At 32.4% G+C, this 15,776-nt stretch carries 14 protein-coding genes and 2 tRNA genes; 8 read left to right on the top strand and 8 right to left on the bottom strand.

Translation table 11 applies throughout. From position 1 onward, the window contains the following. Window positions 1-18: 18 nt before the first annotated feature. From QMG60_RS08195 to QMG60_RS08180, 4 genes are read right to left on the bottom strand one after another with little or no spacing between them, the layout of a single operon-like run. A complete protein-coding gene (locus QMG60_RS08195; RefSeq protein WP_057117218.1) occupies window positions 19-525 on the bottom strand; it encodes a DUF6702 family protein in 507 nt (168 codons plus the stop codon). Next, window positions 522-1,277, bottom strand: coding sequence for a hypothetical protein (locus tag QMG60_RS08190; protein WP_281867439.1), 756 nt, complete (start codon window positions 1,275-1,277; stop codon window positions 522-524). Before QMG60_RS08190 ends, QMG60_RS08195 begins: the two co-directional genes overlap by 4 nt. Beyond that, window positions 1,267-1,965, bottom strand: a complete 699-nt coding sequence (locus QMG60_RS08185; RefSeq protein ID WP_281867438.1) for a carboxypeptidase-like regulatory domain-containing protein — start codon at window positions 1,963-1,965, stop codon at window positions 1,267-1,269. Before QMG60_RS08185 ends, QMG60_RS08190 begins: the two co-directional genes overlap by 11 nt. 16 nt (window positions 1,966-1,981) lie before the next feature. Continuing rightward, on the bottom strand, window positions 1,982-2,752 hold the full coding sequence (locus QMG60_RS08180; protein ID WP_281867437.1) for a carboxypeptidase-like regulatory domain-containing protein: 771 nt from the start codon (window positions 2,750-2,752) through the stop codon (window positions 1,982-1,984). A 164-nt stretch (window positions 2,753-2,916) separates the two neighbouring features. Between QMG60_RS08180 and pepE the strand changes: the two genes are divergently transcribed. Then, window positions 2,917-3,624: a dipeptidase PepE gene (gene pepE / locus QMG60_RS08175; RefSeq protein ID WP_281867436.1), complete on the top strand. Its 708-nt coding sequence runs from the start codon at window positions 2,917-2,919 to the stop codon at window positions 3,622-3,624. Between the two features lie 140 nt (window positions 3,625-3,764). Here pepE and QMG60_RS08170 read toward each other — a convergent pair. Both QMG60_RS08170 and QMG60_RS08165 read right to left on the bottom strand, forming a co-directional pair. After that, a tRNA-Gly gene (locus QMG60_RS08170) sits at window positions 3,765-3,837 on the bottom strand. A 106-nt stretch (window positions 3,838-3,943) separates the two neighbouring features. After that, window positions 3,944-4,016: transfer RNA gene (locus QMG60_RS08165), tRNA-Gly, on the bottom strand. Window positions 4,017-4,151: 135 nt separating this feature from the next. Here QMG60_RS08165 and QMG60_RS08160 point away from each other — a divergent pair. Further along, complete coding sequence (locus QMG60_RS08160; protein WP_281867435.1) at window positions 4,152-4,589, top strand: GNAT family N-acetyltransferase; 438 nt, start codon at window positions 4,152-4,154, stop codon at window positions 4,587-4,589. 1 nt (window position 4,590) lies between these two features. Continuing rightward, window positions 4,591-6,174 carry a L,D-transpeptidase family protein gene (locus QMG60_RS08155; protein ID WP_281867434.1) on the top strand — a complete coding sequence of 528 codons (1,584 nt, stop codon included), beginning with the start codon at window positions 4,591-4,593 and terminating at the stop codon, window positions 6,172-6,174. Here the strand turns inward: QMG60_RS08155 and QMG60_RS08150 are convergent. Beyond that, complete coding sequence (locus QMG60_RS08150; protein ID WP_057117231.1) at window positions 6,163-6,888, bottom strand: murein L,D-transpeptidase catalytic domain family protein; 726 nt, start codon at window positions 6,886-6,888, stop codon at window positions 6,163-6,165. The genes QMG60_RS08155 and QMG60_RS08150 overlap by 12 nt on opposite strands. A gap of 541 nt (window positions 6,889-7,429) precedes the next feature. Between QMG60_RS08150 and gpmI the strand changes: the two genes are divergently transcribed. Beyond that, window positions 7,430-8,947, top strand: a complete 1,518-nt coding sequence (gene gpmI, locus QMG60_RS08145) for a 2,3-bisphosphoglycerate-independent phosphoglycerate mutase (RefSeq protein ID WP_057117233.1) — start codon at window positions 7,430-7,432, stop codon at window positions 8,945-8,947. 133 nt (window positions 8,948-9,080) lie between these two features. Here the strand turns inward: gpmI and QMG60_RS08140 are convergent, their stop codons facing one another. After that, on the bottom strand, window positions 9,081-10,334 hold the full coding sequence (locus tag QMG60_RS08140; RefSeq protein ID WP_281867433.1) for a DUF445 domain-containing protein: 1,254 nt from the start codon (window positions 10,332-10,334) through the stop codon (window positions 9,081-9,083). A 256-nt stretch (window positions 10,335-10,590) separates the two neighbouring features. On the opposite strand from QMG60_RS08140, the gene map reads away from it, so the two are divergent. The 4 genes from map to QMG60_RS08120 all read left to right on the top strand — a co-directional run bounded on the left by map (window position 10,591) and on the right by QMG60_RS08120 (window position 15,719). After that, window positions 10,591-11,409, top strand: coding sequence for a type I methionyl aminopeptidase (gene map / locus QMG60_RS08135; protein WP_057117239.1), 819 nt, complete (start codon window positions 10,591-10,593; stop codon window positions 11,407-11,409). Between the two features lie 69 nt (window positions 11,410-11,478). Further along, window positions 11,479-11,883 (top strand): GxxExxY protein, encoded by a 405-nt coding sequence (locus QMG60_RS08130; RefSeq protein WP_134139416.1) that lies wholly within the window; start codon window positions 11,479-11,481, stop codon window positions 11,881-11,883. Window positions 11,884-11,923: 40 nt separating this feature from the next. Further along, window positions 11,924-12,697, top strand: a complete 774-nt coding sequence (locus QMG60_RS08125; protein ID WP_281867432.1) for a class I SAM-dependent methyltransferase — start codon at window positions 11,924-11,926, stop codon at window positions 12,695-12,697. 61 nt (window positions 12,698-12,758) lie between these two features. Next, the gene (locus QMG60_RS08120) at window positions 12,759-15,719 is read left to right on the top strand and encodes a DEAD/DEAH box helicase (RefSeq protein ID WP_281867431.1); all 2,961 of its coding nucleotides are present in this window, start codon (window positions 12,759-12,761) and stop codon (window positions 15,717-15,719) included. The last annotated feature ends 57 nt before the right edge of the window (window positions 15,720-15,776 follow it).

The raw sequence follows: 15,776 nt of genomic DNA, 5'->3' as shown, positions 1-15,776 counted from the left end.
AATAATTCTAGAAATCCATTAATACTTTAACACTTCTTTTCTTGAAGATTCTGTAAAAAGAACACTTCTTTTAGTATCAAAAGCTGAAATATGTGTAATGTTTTGTTGTTCTGCATTCCAATCTACTAAAAGAGTGTTTGAAATTTCTAATGTTTTAAACTTCTCTACATCTTTAATCCTTGAGTAACAAACTAAAACATCATCTGCTTCTACTTCTTTAGATAAAAAAGTTATTGCTTTTGGCTGCCCATTTACTTTGATCAAAAAATTTTCTGAGAGATATTTTTTTAATAAGTCAATATCTGCCTGCGTTTCTTTGCTTGTGCCAACGAATGTTTTTTTGTGATACTTCTTTTCCATTGCATTGTTCAAATCATCAATAAAAATGCGGGAAGTAATCTGTAGCATTTTTTTTTCGGCAGCATAATTTACTTGAAAAACCCCAACGTAAAATTTATGAAAAGTAAATGCAGATGACAATACAAACAAAACTGCCAGCAGACAGTAAACTAATTTATTTTTCATTTTTGAACTGCAGCAGCTTTCTTAAATTCTTTATTCTTATTCACCATAAAATCCATTAACTGGAATTTTTCATCAGGCTCTAAAAATTGTTTCGAAGCTGCATCATTAGAGCAATACATCAAAAACAATTCTATTTCATCTTCTTTAAGTCCGAGAGTTTTGGTATAGAAATCTTTTGTAAAATTATCTTTAGCATATTCTACAAAAGCAATATCCGTAACTTCTTCTTCTTTTACATCTTCTTTTTTGCTTAAAAGCTTTTTAACATCTTTAAAAATTCGAACAAAGTCCATTCCATATTTAATGGTTTGATCAGAGAGCATTGCTGTGTTTTTGGCTGTCGATTGCTTGTCATCTTCAAACTGCATATCCACTATTCCCTGCGAACCGCCTTGCAATGATTTTACTTTTAATTCTTTGTGAACAACAACCTCTTTAAGCTGATTATTCACCAAATCAAGTTTTATTTTAAAAAGAACCTCAGCACAATCTTTTTCTGTCAGAACAATTTTTTTGGATTGAAATGCCAAACCAGAAAACAACAAAGTGTCTTTTGGACGAGCCATAATATCAAATAAACCACCTGCACCGATAAATGTTCTTACATTTGCATTAATATTCATTACATAGCCGCTTTCTATTGCTAGAAAATCATTTACTACCTGACCATGTAATGGCTTTCTTGAACCGTTTTGCCCTAATACAATTTGACAAAATAAGCAGACAACGAGTACTCCTAATTTATTTTTCATTTTCGAGAATTGTTAGATATTTTCTTGCTAGATCTGTGATTAAAAACATACTCATTGTTTTGTTTTTAGTATTCAAAGATACAGCAAATTCAGCATCTTCCACACAAAATAATTGAAATCCTTTTATATAATCCACAGGTATTTTCAATCTTTCGGTATAATAATTCTCGTCAAAAAGGTATTCTAATTTTCTAAAAAGGGCTTCTTTTTTCTCAACATTTACCTCTTTTTTTAACATTGCAGTCCGCCCGGAAATTGCATTTAAAAGCTTATCGACAGAAGTCGAATTTGCAGTATAAACTTTTCGTTCTGCAGGCGTATATTTTTTCTGTCCATACGGAATAATACCTAAATTTTCGGCAGTAATATTGGCATTTTCATTCACAACAACCTCTCTCAGCTCCACCTCTTTTGCGGTCATTTTAACAACCAGTAAATTAGACGCCAAATCCTCTGTTGTAATCCTGCGCTTAAGCGGATCTAAATTCACAGCAGAAAAGACCAAAACATCTCCTTCTCTTACTGCAATCGAAAAATTACCATCAGAATCTGAAATTGTTGCAACCTGAGTTGTATTGTTAATAATATTTACTCCCTCAATCGGCGTCGATTGTTCCATTATTTTACCTAACAACTCTTTAGAATTGTTTTTTTGCCCAAAACCAATCTGAACAAAAATCAAAAGCATTATAACAGTTATTTTTTCACTTATTTTCACTCGCAATTATTTCTTTATACTTTGCCGCTAATTCCCCTAAAAGAAATTCGGTAGAAGTTTTATTTTTAGAATTCAAAATGACGGTAAATTTTTCATTTTCCACAGCATAATATTCAAAACCTTTTACATATTCTGCTGGAATTTTTAAGCGGTCAATAAAATGATCCAAACTAAACATATTCTCCAGAAGTTTCATAAAAAATTCTTTTTTCTCTACTGCCACTTCTTTTTTAAGCATTGCCGTTCTTCCCGAGAAGAAATTTAACAGCGGATCTGCAGAAATAGATCCGCCAGCCATTGTTCCAGCATTTGCTGTGGCATTTAAAGCAGTTGCTGTTTTTAGTTTTCGCTCGGCTGCTGTATATTTTTTTTGACCTTCAGGAATTATTCCTAAACTTTCTGCATTAATATTATCATATCGTTTTATCACAACTTCTTGCAGCTGATACATTACCATAGTAAGCTTAACCGCAAAATTAAGATTGGTAAAATCCTCAGGTTTTAGCATAATTCTTTTTTCTTTAAAACTTATAGAAGAAAATACTAATACATCATCGGCTTTTGCCAAAATCGAAAACGATCCAGACGCATCTGTTGTTACTGTTTCTTCTGTCTGAGCATTAATCACATGAACACCTTCTAAATCTGAAGTGTTTGAGGCTATTTTACCATTTAAAACAGAACGATCTTGGACTTGAGATAAGCACACCTGCCCTACCATCACAACAATTAAAAAACAAGTAATTTTCTGAAACAAAATGAAATAAATTAAAAATATTCTTAAAAGGGTAAAAATATCCTAATATCCTCCAAATTTAGTATTAACGACTTGGTAAATATATGTTAATTAAAATCATAAAAAATTATACGAAAAGAGAGTTTTTAATACCTTTAGCAAACAAAATTTGAGTTTAAAAAATCATGAAAAGCATTATTATTGCCAGCACATCTACTCTACACGGAGGCAAATACTTAGAATATCTTTTACCTGCTTTAAAAGAGCATTTTAAAGACTGCAAAACAATTTTATTTATTCCTTACGCACGACCTGGTGGCATTACACATGAAGAATACACGCAAAAAGCTGCCGAAGCATTTGCATCAATTAATATTGAGGTTAAAGGGATTCATGAATTTGAAAATCCGCAAGATGCTGTAAAAAATGCAGCAGGAATATTTACTGGCGGAGGGAATACTTTTTTACTAGTTACTCAGCTGTATAAAAACAATATCATGCAGTTACTCTCTGAAACTGTAAAAAACGGAACTCCATATTTAGGCTCAAGCGCCGGAAGTAATATTTGCGGTTTATCAATGCAGACTACAAACGATATGCCTATTATTTACCCGCCAAGTTTCCAGACTTTAGGATTAGTTCCTTTCAATTTAAATCCGCATTATTTAGATGCCGATTTACAATCTAAACACATGGGAGAAACTCGCGAAACAAGAATTAAAGAATTTCATGCGTTCAATTCGATTCCGGTTTTAGGATTAAGAGAAGGAAGCTGGCTGGAAGTTAAGGGAGAAAAAATTACCCTAAAAGGCGATTTGAAAGCGAGACTTTTCAAGAAAAACGAAACACCACAGGAATTAGAAACCGAAAGTGATTTGAGCAACTTAAAATAAAATTCCAATATTTAAATTTCAAATTCCAAATATTTAGCATTTGTCTCTTTTTAAACTTGGAATTTGGAATTTAAAACATTGTAATTTGCGTAATTGCCTAAAAACAAAAAAGCCTCAAACAATGTTTGAGACTTTTGAAGAGCGAAAGACGAGGCTCGAACTCGCGACAACCAGCTTGGAAGGCTGGAGCTCTACCAACTGAGCTACTTTCGCATTAACAGGGTGCAAATATAAATAATTTAATCTTTAAAAAAAACTAAAATCAAAAATTATTTACTTTTGACAAAAAAACGAAATCTAAAAGATTCTGTTTTTTTAGAGCGAAAGACGAGGCTCGAACTCGCGACAACCAGCTTGGAAGGCTGGAGCTCTACCAACTGAGCTACTTTCGCATTGGTGGTGCAAATATAAAAAGAAAGTTCAGTTCAAAACAAGCTTTTTCGCAAAAAAAATCAATAAAAATCAATAATTATTTATAACTGATTTAAAATTAAAAAGTTATAAATCCAATATTTTTCAAAAAAATCATGATTACAATTAAAGAAATTACATCAAAAGAAACTTATGCAGTACGTCAACCCGTTTTAAGAAAAGGAAAACCTATAGAAAGCTGCATCTTTGAAGGAGATGATCTTGAGACTACACATCATTTTGGACTATTTGATAATATAAATTTAATAGGAATTATTTCCTTGTTTAAGAAAATCAACACTATATTTGCCGAACAAAATCAAGCACAAATTCGAGGGATGGCCGTTTTAGAAACGCATCAAAAAATGGGATTTGGCGAAGCTTTGGTTAGACATTGTGAAACCTACTGCAATGAAAACAAAGTTGATTTGATTTGGTTTAACGCCAGAACAGCTGCTGTTGGTTTTTATCAAAAAATGAATTATCACCCCCTAGGTAAACCATTTGATATTAAAGATGTTGGCGAACATTATTTGATGTTTAAAAAATTATAATATGAAGAAATTTTACTCTTTAGTAGTAATATGCATTTTTATGGGGTGTAAAAAAGATACTCCAAAACCCAATCCTGTCATCAAAAAAACGGTGCCAGCAATCATACTTACCGACGAGAGAAAAGTTGAAATAGATACTGCAACAATAAGCACTTTTAAAAGCGAAACCCTGAAACAATTTTATATCGCATCTGAAAATAAAACGGTTTGGGGAAATCTAGAAAAAAGAACTTACATTTTATCTCAATTAGAAAAATCAGATAAATTAGGCTTAGAGCCTGAAGATTACAAAGCATCTCAATTAAAAAAATTTGAAAGCAAAATCACTTCTTTAAATGATACTGATTTAGCTACTTATGATATTTTACTGACTTATAATTTTGAAAAATACCTGAATCATTTACACAAAGGAAAGCTAGATCCCAAAAAACTTTACACCAATTGGGATTTGGATGAAAAGGTATTTGATATAAACACTGTTTTAATAAAGGCTTTCAACAGAAACAAACTTGATAGTATTGTTGAAAACATTCAGCCTAAAACGCAAACCTATAAACAGCTTTTAAAAGCACTTGAAATTATAAATACTTTTCCAGATGAGGATATAAAAAATATTGAATCTGCTGAAAAAATCACTTTAAATGACACTAATCCTGCTTTAATAAACATTAAAAAAAGACTTTTGTACTGGAATGACATGACTGGTAAAGACAGCCTTACAAGCATTTACAACAAAAAGACTTTCGAAGCAGTTAAAAAATTCCAAGAAAGACACGGTCTTGCTGCAGACGGAGTTATTGGTGCAGGAACCATTAGTGCTTTAAATTATTCTAAAGAAAGAAGGAAAAAACAAATCATTGCCAATTTGGAACGCTGGAGATGGTATCCAAACGAATTAGCCGAAAACTATTTTATCATTAATATTCCTGATTACAGTTTGAATGTTGTCGAAAATCAAGACACTACTTTAGTTAGAAATGTTGTTGTTGGAACCAGCAAAAGACGAACTCCTGTTATTACTTCGTATTTAAAAACAGTTGTTTTTAATCCGACATGGACTGTACCTCCTACAATCTTAAAAGAAGATGTTGTTCCTGCGATGAAACGAAACCGAAATTATCTAGCTAAAAAAAATATTACTATATATGATTCGTCAGGAAATGTTGTGGATCCAATCGCGTGGAATGAGAACAAACCTAATAGATATCGTTATGTTCAAAGCCCCGGATATTCTAATTCATTAGGATTAATGAAAATTTTGTTTCCTAATCATCATAGCGTTTATCTGCACGACACCAATCACCGTAATATTTTCGGACGAAACAATCGTTCTATGAGTTCTGGCTGTGTCCGTGTGGAGAATCCGTTAGAGCTGGCCAAACATATTTTAGATGAAGACGGAAACTGGCCGCAAGATAGAATTGATACTATAATTGCTTCTAAAAAAACAATGAGTTTCAAAATCACAAAAAAATATGCTTTATATCAATGGTATTGGACAGCATGGAGCAAAAAAAATCAGCTCCTGTTTAGAGCTGATATTTATGATTTGGACTCGGACTTATATGCTAAATTAAGAAATTAGCCTTTCTTCCATCGCGAAACTTCTAGATGGATGATAAATATATAAACACGATTTGTCTTTTATTAATTGAATTATTTCATTTGTCATTTCAACAGGAACTGCAGGACAACCTTGGCTTCTGCCTAATCTTTTGTGATCTCTAATAAATGATTCAGAAACATAATCTGCTCCGTGCATAACAACACCTCTTTCGCGGGCATTATCATTTACACCATTTTCTAAACCATCTAAACGCAAAGAAGCACCATGTTTTCCTTGATAGATTTCGCCAGTAGCATAAAAGCCTAAACTGCTTTTGAATGAAGAATTAAGATTTGAAAATGCTGAAGCAAATTCTTCTCCCGTATTTCTTCCGTGAGCTACAAGTGAATTAAACAAGATTTTATTAGTCGTCAAATCGATTACCCACAAACGTTTTGTGTTTGATGATAAACTGAAATCGATAAGCGTTAATATATTTTTCTTGATAACTCCTTTTTCTTTCAACAAATAAAATCCTTTTAAAGCTTCCGAGAAAGTTTTAAGTTCCGGCATTTTAAAGTTATTAGAATTTAAAGTGTTATAAACGCTTTCGATTTTAGAATCAACTGTAACTTTTTCGACTTTAGCAATCGTTCTTACAGCGGCGTTCGTTTTAAGATCGGCAGTGCTTTTTGAATCTTTTCCAAAAGATAATAGCAAAAACACAAATAAAGGATAAATTTTGTAAATCATTGAATTTCTTTAGGTTAAACAAAAACTTGGGTAAGGCAAAAGTATTAAAAATATATTGCTGACAAAATAAAACACAGGTTATCAAGCGCTTTTTGTTTAAACTTTAACAATTTATAAGTAAATAATTAGGAGAATTTCAAAAAATATTCATTTTTATCGCGTATTTACCTACAAATAATTAAAAAGTATCTTTCGAAAAATTGTAATTATATAAATTAATAAAATTTAAGTATAACATTTGGAGAAATATGAAGATTTAGTCTTCTAAAAATATTTTGTTTAACTTTTAGGATTAATTGATTTTCTAAACAATTAATACTTTAAAAAACACCTTTTTAGATAAGTACAAAATATTTATTGACTACAATGCTGTCAAAAATAAAGCTAGAATGAGAGCTTAGTGTGAATTAATTTTAAAAAATAAAGACTTCTATAATTAAATTAATATTTTTTATGAAGCTTCATTTTATTAAACATAAATGTAACAAAGCTTTCTTGCCAATTTTAGAAATGACTTATCTTTGTAGAAAACAAAAAAGTAATGAACAAAAAAGTTATCCTTATGATTTTAGATGGTTGGGGAAAATCTCCTGACCCTAAAGTATCTGCAATAGACAATGCAAATGTTCCTTTTATAAACAGTCTTTACAAAAATTACCCAAGTGCACAACTTAGAACTGACGGCTTAAATGTTGGTTTACCTGATGGACAAATGGGAAACAGCGAGGTTGGACATATGAATCTTGGTGCCGGAAGAATTGTATATCAGGATTTAGCTAAAATAAACTTAGCCGTAGAACATAAAACATTAGCAAAAGAACAAGTTTTAATTGACGCTTTTACTTATGCTAAAAACAACAATAAAAAAGTACACTTTTTAGGATTAGTTTCAGATGGTGGTGTTCACTCACATACTTCACACCTTCGTGGCTTAATCGATGCTTCTCAAGAATATGGCTTAGACCAAGTGTACGTTCACGCTTTTACTGACGGACGTGATGTTGATCCTAAATCTGGAGCAAAATACATTCACGATTTAGAAGATTATATAAAAGATACTCCGGTAAAAATTGCTTCTATTATTGGACGTTATTATGCAATGGACCGCGACAAACGTTGGGAGCGTGTAAAACTAGCTTATGATTTAGTAGTTAACGGAGTAGGAATTCCGTCTACAAATGCTGTAGCAAGTGTTCTTGACAGTTATGCACATGAAGTTACAGACGAATTTATCGCTCCTGTTGTAATTGTTGATGAAGAGCAAAAACCTCTAGCTACAATTGTTGAAGGTGATGTTGTAATTTTCTTTAATTTTAGAACAGACAGAGGCCGTGAACTTACAGAAGCTCTTTCGCAGCAAGATTTTCACGAGCAAAACATGCACAAACTAAACTTGTATTATGTAACATTGACAAACTACGACGAGACGTACCAAAACGTAAAAGTAGTTTACAATAAAGATAATATTACCGAAACGCTAGGTGAAGTTTTAGAAAAAGCAGGTAAAAAACAAATCAGAATTGCTGAAACAGAAAAATATCCGCACGTAACATTTTTCTTTTCTGGTGGTAGAGAAACTCCTTTTGAAGGTGAATCTAGAATTTTAAGAAATTCTCCAAAAGTTGCCACTTACGATTTACAGCCAGAAATGAGTGCTTATGAACTTGCAGATGCACTTGTTCCTGAATTAAACAAAGGCGAAGTTGATTTCGTATGCTTGAACTTTGCAAATGGTGACATGGTTGGACATACCGGAATTATGGAGGCAGCTATTAAAGCTTGTGAAGCTGTAGACGCTTGCGCTAAAAAAGTTATCGAAGCTGCTCTTGCTAACGATTACACTACAATCGTAATTGCCGACCACGGAAACTGTGAGACTATGATTAACCCTGACGGATCTCCAAATACAGCACACACAACAAACCCAGTGCCGATTATTTTGGTTGACAAACAATTAAAAAGCATTCAAGATGGTGTTTTAGGTGACATAGCTCCTACTATTTTAGAATTAATGGGGATTCAGCAGCCAAATGCTATGACTTGTCATTCGCTTTTGTAGAAAATATTTTTCTTTATATAAAAATAGGCGAATTCTTTAGAATTCGCCTATTTTATTTTTATGCATTTTTTGTCAATTCGATCCCGAGGCTTCGGGATCGAATTGACAAAACTGTGCACACTTCTTGATAATCTTAGACAATAAAATAATGATAAACCTGCTCCACACCATAAATTATTAATCCAATAATTCCGCCGACTAAAGTTCCGTTGATCCTTATATATTGCAGATCTTTACCGATTTCCAATTCTAACTTTTCCGAAACTTCTTTTCCGTCCCAGGATTTTACTGTTGATGAAATTAAATCTCCTATTACCTTTTTATTGTTTAAAAGTATTGAAAGCAAATCGTTTTTAATAAAGTTATTGATTTTATCAATCATTACAGGATCTTCTTTGATTCCGTTTCCGAAGGTTTGAATTAAACTTGAAATGCTGTTTTTTATAGAAGATTCATCTCCTTTGTTTAAATCGTTTGTTATGGAGAGTTTTATTTCATCCCAAATTCCATTGATATAGTCTTGGACTTCTTTTTTTCCAACAAAACCCAAAATCATATCGTTTATTTTCACTCTCATTTCTTCTGAGTTTTTTACCTTTTCTAAAAAGTCAAAAATATACTCATCAATCTTTAAGCGAACTGCACTTTCGGGTTTCTTAGCTTCATTTAAAAAATCCTGTAAACCGTTAAAAACACCTTCTGTAATACTTTTATCAGCCAATCCGAAACTTAAAAGCGGCGTTGAAGCTTTTACTTTCTGTCTTATTAAGTCTTTATTATTAGTCAATTCGCTGCTCATTACTTCAAGAAGATTGGTAAGCATTTGATTTTTCAAATCTCCCTTCTGCAAAGGCTCTAATGCGACAGCAACCCAGTTTCCAAAGTTTATTCCTTCAATCTTTTCTCTAAACTGAACTTGAATAAACCTCCTGACGTCTTCGTCTTTTATTGTCCTTAAAATGCCAGGAATAATATTTACTGCAACCGCATTCGCAATTTTGTCTGCATTTTCATGCTGTGAAAGCCAGTCTGATGCTTTTGTCGCAAAATTGAATTCATCTAGTTTGATTTCTAACTTTTCACGATTTAAAAATTCTTCTGAAACAAAATTTCCTAGATTTTCCCCTATCTCGTTTTTCTTAGTCGGAATAATTGCCGTATGCCAAATCGGAATTCCTAATGGATGACGAAATAATGCTACAACAGCAAACCAATCGGCGATTCCGCCTACCATTGCTGCTTCACTAAAAGCCTGCAGCATCGGAATTTTAAAGTAAATCGCAATTATAAATAATAAAACTGCGACTCCTAAAAGCGACAAAGCGTTTTTCTTCATTCTTTTGAGAGCCTTTACTTTGGATATATCTTGATCTATAGTAGTTTCCATGATTACAAAACGTTTTTACTACTAATTTAGGGCTTTTTAGCGAGATATTAAAGTAAAAAAGTCTGCCGCGAATTGCACGAATTAACACGAATTATAATTTGACTGAATTATTGAACAATATTCAATTAGTAGAAATTGGTGAAATTGGCGGCGAAAAAAAAATAAATCTTGCTAGAAAGCTTAATTTTAAGCGAAAAATTTTACTTAAAAAATAATATTAAAAATTGTACTTTTGCGAACTGAAAATGGGAAAAATATGATTATCCAAAAAACAAGGGAGGAAATCGAATTAATGCGCGAAAGTGCATTAATCGTATCAAAAACATTAGGAATGATTGCTTCTGAAATTAAAGAAGGAGTTACTACATTATATCTTGACAAATTAGCCGAAGAATTTATTCGCGATCACGGTGCTGTTCCAAGCTTTTTGGGACTGTATGATTTCCCGAATTCTCTTTGTATGAGTCCAAATGCTCAGGTTGTTCACGGTATTCCTAATAATGTTCCGCTAAAAAATGGTGATGTAATTTCGGTTGACTGCGGTGCTTTTAAAAACGGTTTTCACGGAGATCATGCATACAGTTTTGAGATTGGTGAAGTTGCTCCAGAAGTAAAAAAACTTTTAAGAGTTACTAAAGAATCTCTTTACGTTGGGATTAGAGAATTTAAAGCTGGAAATCGCGTTGAAGATGTTGGAAATGCGATTCAAAAATATACAGAAGCTCACGGTTACGGAGTTGTTCGCGAATTGGTTGGCCATGGTGTAGGTCAAAAAATGCACGAAGAGCCAGAAATGCCAAACTACGGAAAACGCGGACGCGGTAAACTTTTTGTTGAAGGAATGGTTGTTGCCATTGAACCGATGATCAACATGGGAACAAGAAACATCAAACAATTAAAAGACGGCTGGACAATCCTGACTGCTGACGGAAAACCAAGTGCGCATTTCGAGCACGACGTAGCTTTAATTGATGGAAAACCAGAATTATTATCGACTTTTCAATACATCTACAAAGCGCTAGGAATCGAGAGTAATGAAGAAGATGAATTTAGACAAGTGCCATTAGTATTGTAAGAGCTATTCCACAGAGATTCACAAAGATATACGCCGAGATTCACAAAAATTATTTATACGCCTTTTAAAATGTATTCTCAAAATTTAGTCTCTCAAGATGAACTGGATGCTATTTCGTATAAAATTATCGGTTTAGCAATTGAGGTTCACAGACAATTAGGTCCTGGTTTATTAGAATCTGCTTATCAGGAATGTTTGTATTATGAGATTAAGAATTCTGGCTTAATTGTTGAAAAACAAAAAGCTTTGCCTATAATCTATAAAGACATAAAATTAGACCACGGATATAGAATTGATTTACTGATAGAAAATAAAATAGTAATTGAATTAAAAACTGTTGAAGCTTTTACTGATGTCCATTTTGCGCAAATACTAACATATTTGAAACTCGGAAATTATCCATTAGGATTACTTATTAATTTTGATTCAAAAATATTAAAAAACAATATAAAAAGATTTATAAACACTTTGTGAAGCTCTGTGCTTACTTTGTGTAACTCTGCGAAAAAGCCCCATGAAAAAACTTTTCAAATTAGTACTTAATACCATTCCTCGCCCATTATTAATTCGTTTGAGTTATGTGGCGCGTCCTATTTTAGCTTTATCTTTAAGAGGAGATAAATTTACAGATCCTATTGATGGCAGAAGCTTTAAATCTTTTTTGCCTTACGGATATGGGAAACAACGTAATAATGTGCTTTCGCCAAGTACACTTTCGTTAGAAAGACATCGTTTGCTTTGGTTATATTTAAACGATCAGACTGATTTTTTTACAGCACCAAAAAAAGTACTTCATTTTGCTCCAGAACAGGCTTTTTATAAATTATTCCGCAAGCAGAAAAATCTGGATTACACCACAACCGATTTGTTTTCACCTCTTGCAGATGTAAAAGCAGATATTTGTAACCTTCCTTTTAAAGACAACGAATATGACGTGATTTTATGTAATCACGTTTTAGAACATATTCCAGATGACACAAAAGCGATGCAGGAATTATTCCGCGTTTTAAAACCAGGCGGAATGGCAATTTTACAAATTCCACAAGATTTAAACCGTGAAGTTACTTTTGCAGATGATTCGATTACAGATCAAAAAGAACGCGCAAGAATATTTGGCCAATACGATCACGTTCGTATTTACGGACGCGATTATTTCGATAAATTAAGAAGCATTGGATTTATCGTAATTGAAGAAGATTACACCAATAAAATTGCACCAGAATTGGTTGAAAAATATTGTTTAGCAAAAGGTGAAATTATTCCCCTTTGTTTTAAACCTGAAAACTAAACCGTTTTTCAACATAAAACTGACATAAGTTCATTTAAAAAGTTTTCAAAATAGCAATAATTTGAAAACTTTTTACTTTTATAAGCCTTTACAAAAATACAACCCAACCAAACCTGAAATCTTGAAACCTACAAAATCATTTCAATTTTGCTTTGACATCAGCTTTGAAAAAAATCTGAATACTTTTCTCCCAACAGCTTATATCGTTGAAGATACCGATGAAATCAAATATTTAAACAAGAAAGCGACCACTGGAGTTATAGAAAGTTTCGGAATTGCTTTTGAAGATTTAAATTCTAATACCAAAAAGATACTTACAGCCTGCGAATCTTTAAAGCCAGAATTCATTTTTAAAAAATTCAGCGCCAAAATCAAATCGGCGAAGACAATTACTGATTTACAAAAAGATTCTAAAATTGATTTTGCGATTCGCCAGCATTTAAAATTCCATTTAAGTTCATTTTATAATCTAATAGTTCAAGAACAATTTCCATTGTCTCTTAACATCGGACCTGAAAAGGATTTTTATCGCTCAAGAGTTGCTGTTAATCCTTTGATTTTCGAACCTCAAATTCAATTCGATAAACACGCTGAAGGCATTACTTATACCCTTTCTTTAAAAGAAAACGAAACGGCTTTTTTACCAATGAATAACAATATTGATATTCTTTTGGATGAACCAGGCTGGTTGGTTGTCAATAAAAAACTAGGACAACTAAAGGAGCTTAATGCGAAAAAACTAATGCCTTTTTTAAAGAAAAATTCAATTGAAATTCCATCAAAATTAGTTGACGATTACTTTAAAAGTTTTATTCCAGAAATAGCTAAAAAAATAGATATTGAAGCAACTGGTTTTGAAGTCGAAAATCGCGATAAAATTATTTCGTGCACGATCCAGCCCATTCACGACTTCTTTAAAAACTGTTATTATCTTAATCTTTATTTTGATTATGACGGCTATTGCTTTGATGCTTCCAAAACAAAAAAAACACATTCGTTTGTTGATTTTAGCATCGCCAATCAGCCTAAAATTATTCAATTTAAAAGAAGTACAGAAGAGACTTTTTATACCAAAAAATTAGAAGAACTCGGTTTAAGTGTAATTAAAAATGAATTCTACGGATTGAATTCAGAAATCGAAAATCCTGATCCTTTTCTGAATATTCAATTTGTTATCGATCATAAAGAAGAACTTGAAAATCTCGGATTTACAATTCAGAATTTAAAAGTCGAAAGCAAAGAAATCATTACAGAAAACCATATTGTTTCGGCATCTAAAGATATAAATGGAGATTGGTTTGACATTAAAATAATCATTACAATTGGGAATTATAAGATCAATTTCAGCGAAATTATTCCGAATATAAAAAGCAAAGAAAGACTCTTTTTACTACCCGATGGAAATTATTTTCTGATTCCTTTAGAATGGTTCAGCAAATACAGTTCTCTGGCTAAATTGGCTAAAACAGAAAATGGAAATCTTCTTTTACGTAAAAGCAATTTTACTGCTTTGGATGCAATTCCTGAAATTAAAGACGATGTGACCTACCAGGCCGAATACAAATCTTCAGATTTGTTAAAGGCAACTTTGAGACCTTATCAAATTGATGGGGTAAAATGGCTTTTGGGGCATTTCAATTCGAATTTAGGTGCCTGCCTAGCCGATGATATGGGACTTGGAAAGACTTTACAGACTTTAGCCGTTTTGGTCGCTGTGCAAGAACAATTAGGATTTACGACAAAAACTACGAATTTTGATTTGTTTGCCAATGAAACGACAATCGAAAGAGAACCGCTAAAAACTCTTATCGTTTTACCTTCTTCATTGGTTTTTAACTGGTATAACGAAGCCATAAAATTTACACCGCATTTTTCAAAAATGCAGTATGTAGGTAACGACAGAAAACAATTGGCGAGCAGACTTGCCTCAACCGATTTAATTTTTACAAGTTACAGCATCATACATCGCGATATTGCAATTTTAGAGAAATACGATTTCCGCTATTTAATTTTAGACGAAAGTCAATACATTAAAAACAAAAACTCTAAAATTTTTAAAGCGATAAACAAAATAAGCACAGCTCACAAAATTGCATTAAGCGGTACTCCTATCGAAAATTCGCTTGACGATTTATGGTCTCAGATGCAGTTTATAAATCCAGATATTTTGGGAACTTATAATTTTTTCGCAGAAAATTTTAAAATCCCGATTGAGAAAAAACAGAATGAAGAAGTTTTATCTGAATTGAAAAATCTCGTTCAGCCTTACATTTTGAGACGAACCAAAGAACAGGTTTTAAAGGATTTACCAGAATTATCAGAACAGATTTATTACTGCGATATGGATCCTGAACAGGAAAAATTATACGAAAAAGAGAAATCTAAAGCGCGTAATTTTTTACTAAAAACAGATGGATCAAGTCCAGATAAAATCAGCATTATCAATACATTGATGAAGTTGAGACAGCTGAGCAATCATCCAAAAATGGTAGATAAAGACTCGGAGATCGATTCTGGAAAATATATTGCGGCTACCAATTATCTGGAAAATTTAGTAAAAGCAAAACAAAAAGTAATCATTTTCAGTTCGTTTGTTACCAATTTGAGTTTTTATACTGATTGGTGCAAAGAAAACAAAATAGATTATTGTGAAATTACAGGCGAAACTCCTGCGAGTAAAAGAGAGCAACAGGTCAATTTATTTCAGGAAAAAGAAAATCCTTTGTTGTTTTTCATTTCGCTTAAAGCCGGCGGTGTTGGCTTGAATATTACGAAAGCGTCATATGTTTTATTCTTAGATCCATGGTGGAATCCTTTTGCTGAAAAGCAGGGAGTCGGCAGAGCGCATCGTATCGGGCAGTTGAATAAAGTAAATGTGATTCGATTTATTTCGAAAAATACAGTTGAAGAAAAAATAATCAAACTACAGGAAAACAAAAAACTGTTGTCTGATTCTCTTTTGGAAGAAAGTTATATTAACGATGAAATTGAAGCTAATTTAGATTACATTCTGAATTCTTAAAATTCTCAATCCAATAAATGGCATCTTCTTACGTTTAATAAAATTCTTATATTTACA

It is taken from the genome of Flavobacterium sp. GSB-24 (genome assembly GCF_027924665.1).
Taxonomy (GTDB): domain Bacteria; phylum Bacteroidota; class Bacteroidia; order Flavobacteriales; family Flavobacteriaceae; genus Flavobacterium.
This window is presented reverse-complemented; position numbering and strand designations above follow the sequence as displayed.

What these genes read in the sequence shown, in the direction of transcription:
- QMG60_RS08195 (WP_057117218.1), bottom strand. Translation starts at nt 525, where the DNA reads ATGAAAAATAAATTAGTTTACTGTCTGCTGGCAGTTTTGTTTGTATTG.
- QMG60_RS08190 (WP_281867439.1), bottom strand. Translation starts at nt 1,277, where the DNA reads ATGAAAAATAAATTAGGAGTACTCGTTGTCTGCTTATTTTGTCAAATT.
- QMG60_RS08185 (WP_281867438.1), bottom strand. Translation starts at nt 1,965, where the DNA reads ATGCTTTTGATTTTTGTTCAGATTGGTTTTGGGCAAAAAAACAATTCT.
- pepE (WP_281867436.1), top strand. Translation starts at nt 2,917, where the DNA reads ATGAAAAGCATTATTATTGCCAGCACATCTACTCTACACGGAGGCAAA.
- QMG60_RS08160 (WP_281867435.1), top strand. Translation starts at nt 4,152, where the DNA reads ATGATTACAATTAAAGAAATTACATCAAAAGAAACTTATGCAGTACGT.
- QMG60_RS08155 (WP_281867434.1), top strand. Translation starts at nt 4,591, where the DNA reads ATGAAGAAATTTTACTCTTTAGTAGTAATATGCATTTTTATGGGGTGT.
- QMG60_RS08150 (WP_057117231.1), bottom strand. Translation starts at nt 6,888, where the DNA reads ATGATTTACAAAATTTATCCTTTATTTGTGTTTTTGCTATTATCTTTT.
- gpmI (WP_057117233.1), top strand. Translation starts at nt 7,430, where the DNA reads ATGAACAAAAAAGTTATCCTTATGATTTTAGATGGTTGGGGAAAATCT.
- QMG60_RS08140 (WP_281867433.1), bottom strand. Translation starts at nt 10,334, where the DNA reads ATGGAAACTACTATAGATCAAGATATATCCAAAGTAAAGGCTCTCAAA.
- map (WP_057117239.1), top strand. Translation starts at nt 10,591, where the DNA reads ATGATTATCCAAAAAACAAGGGAGGAAATCGAATTAATGCGCGAAAGT.
- QMG60_RS08130 (WP_134139416.1), top strand. Translation starts at nt 11,479, where the DNA reads ATGTATTCTCAAAATTTAGTCTCTCAAGATGAACTGGATGCTATTTCG.
- QMG60_RS08125 (WP_281867432.1), top strand. Translation starts at nt 11,924, where the DNA reads ATGAAAAAACTTTTCAAATTAGTACTTAATACCATTCCTCGCCCATTA.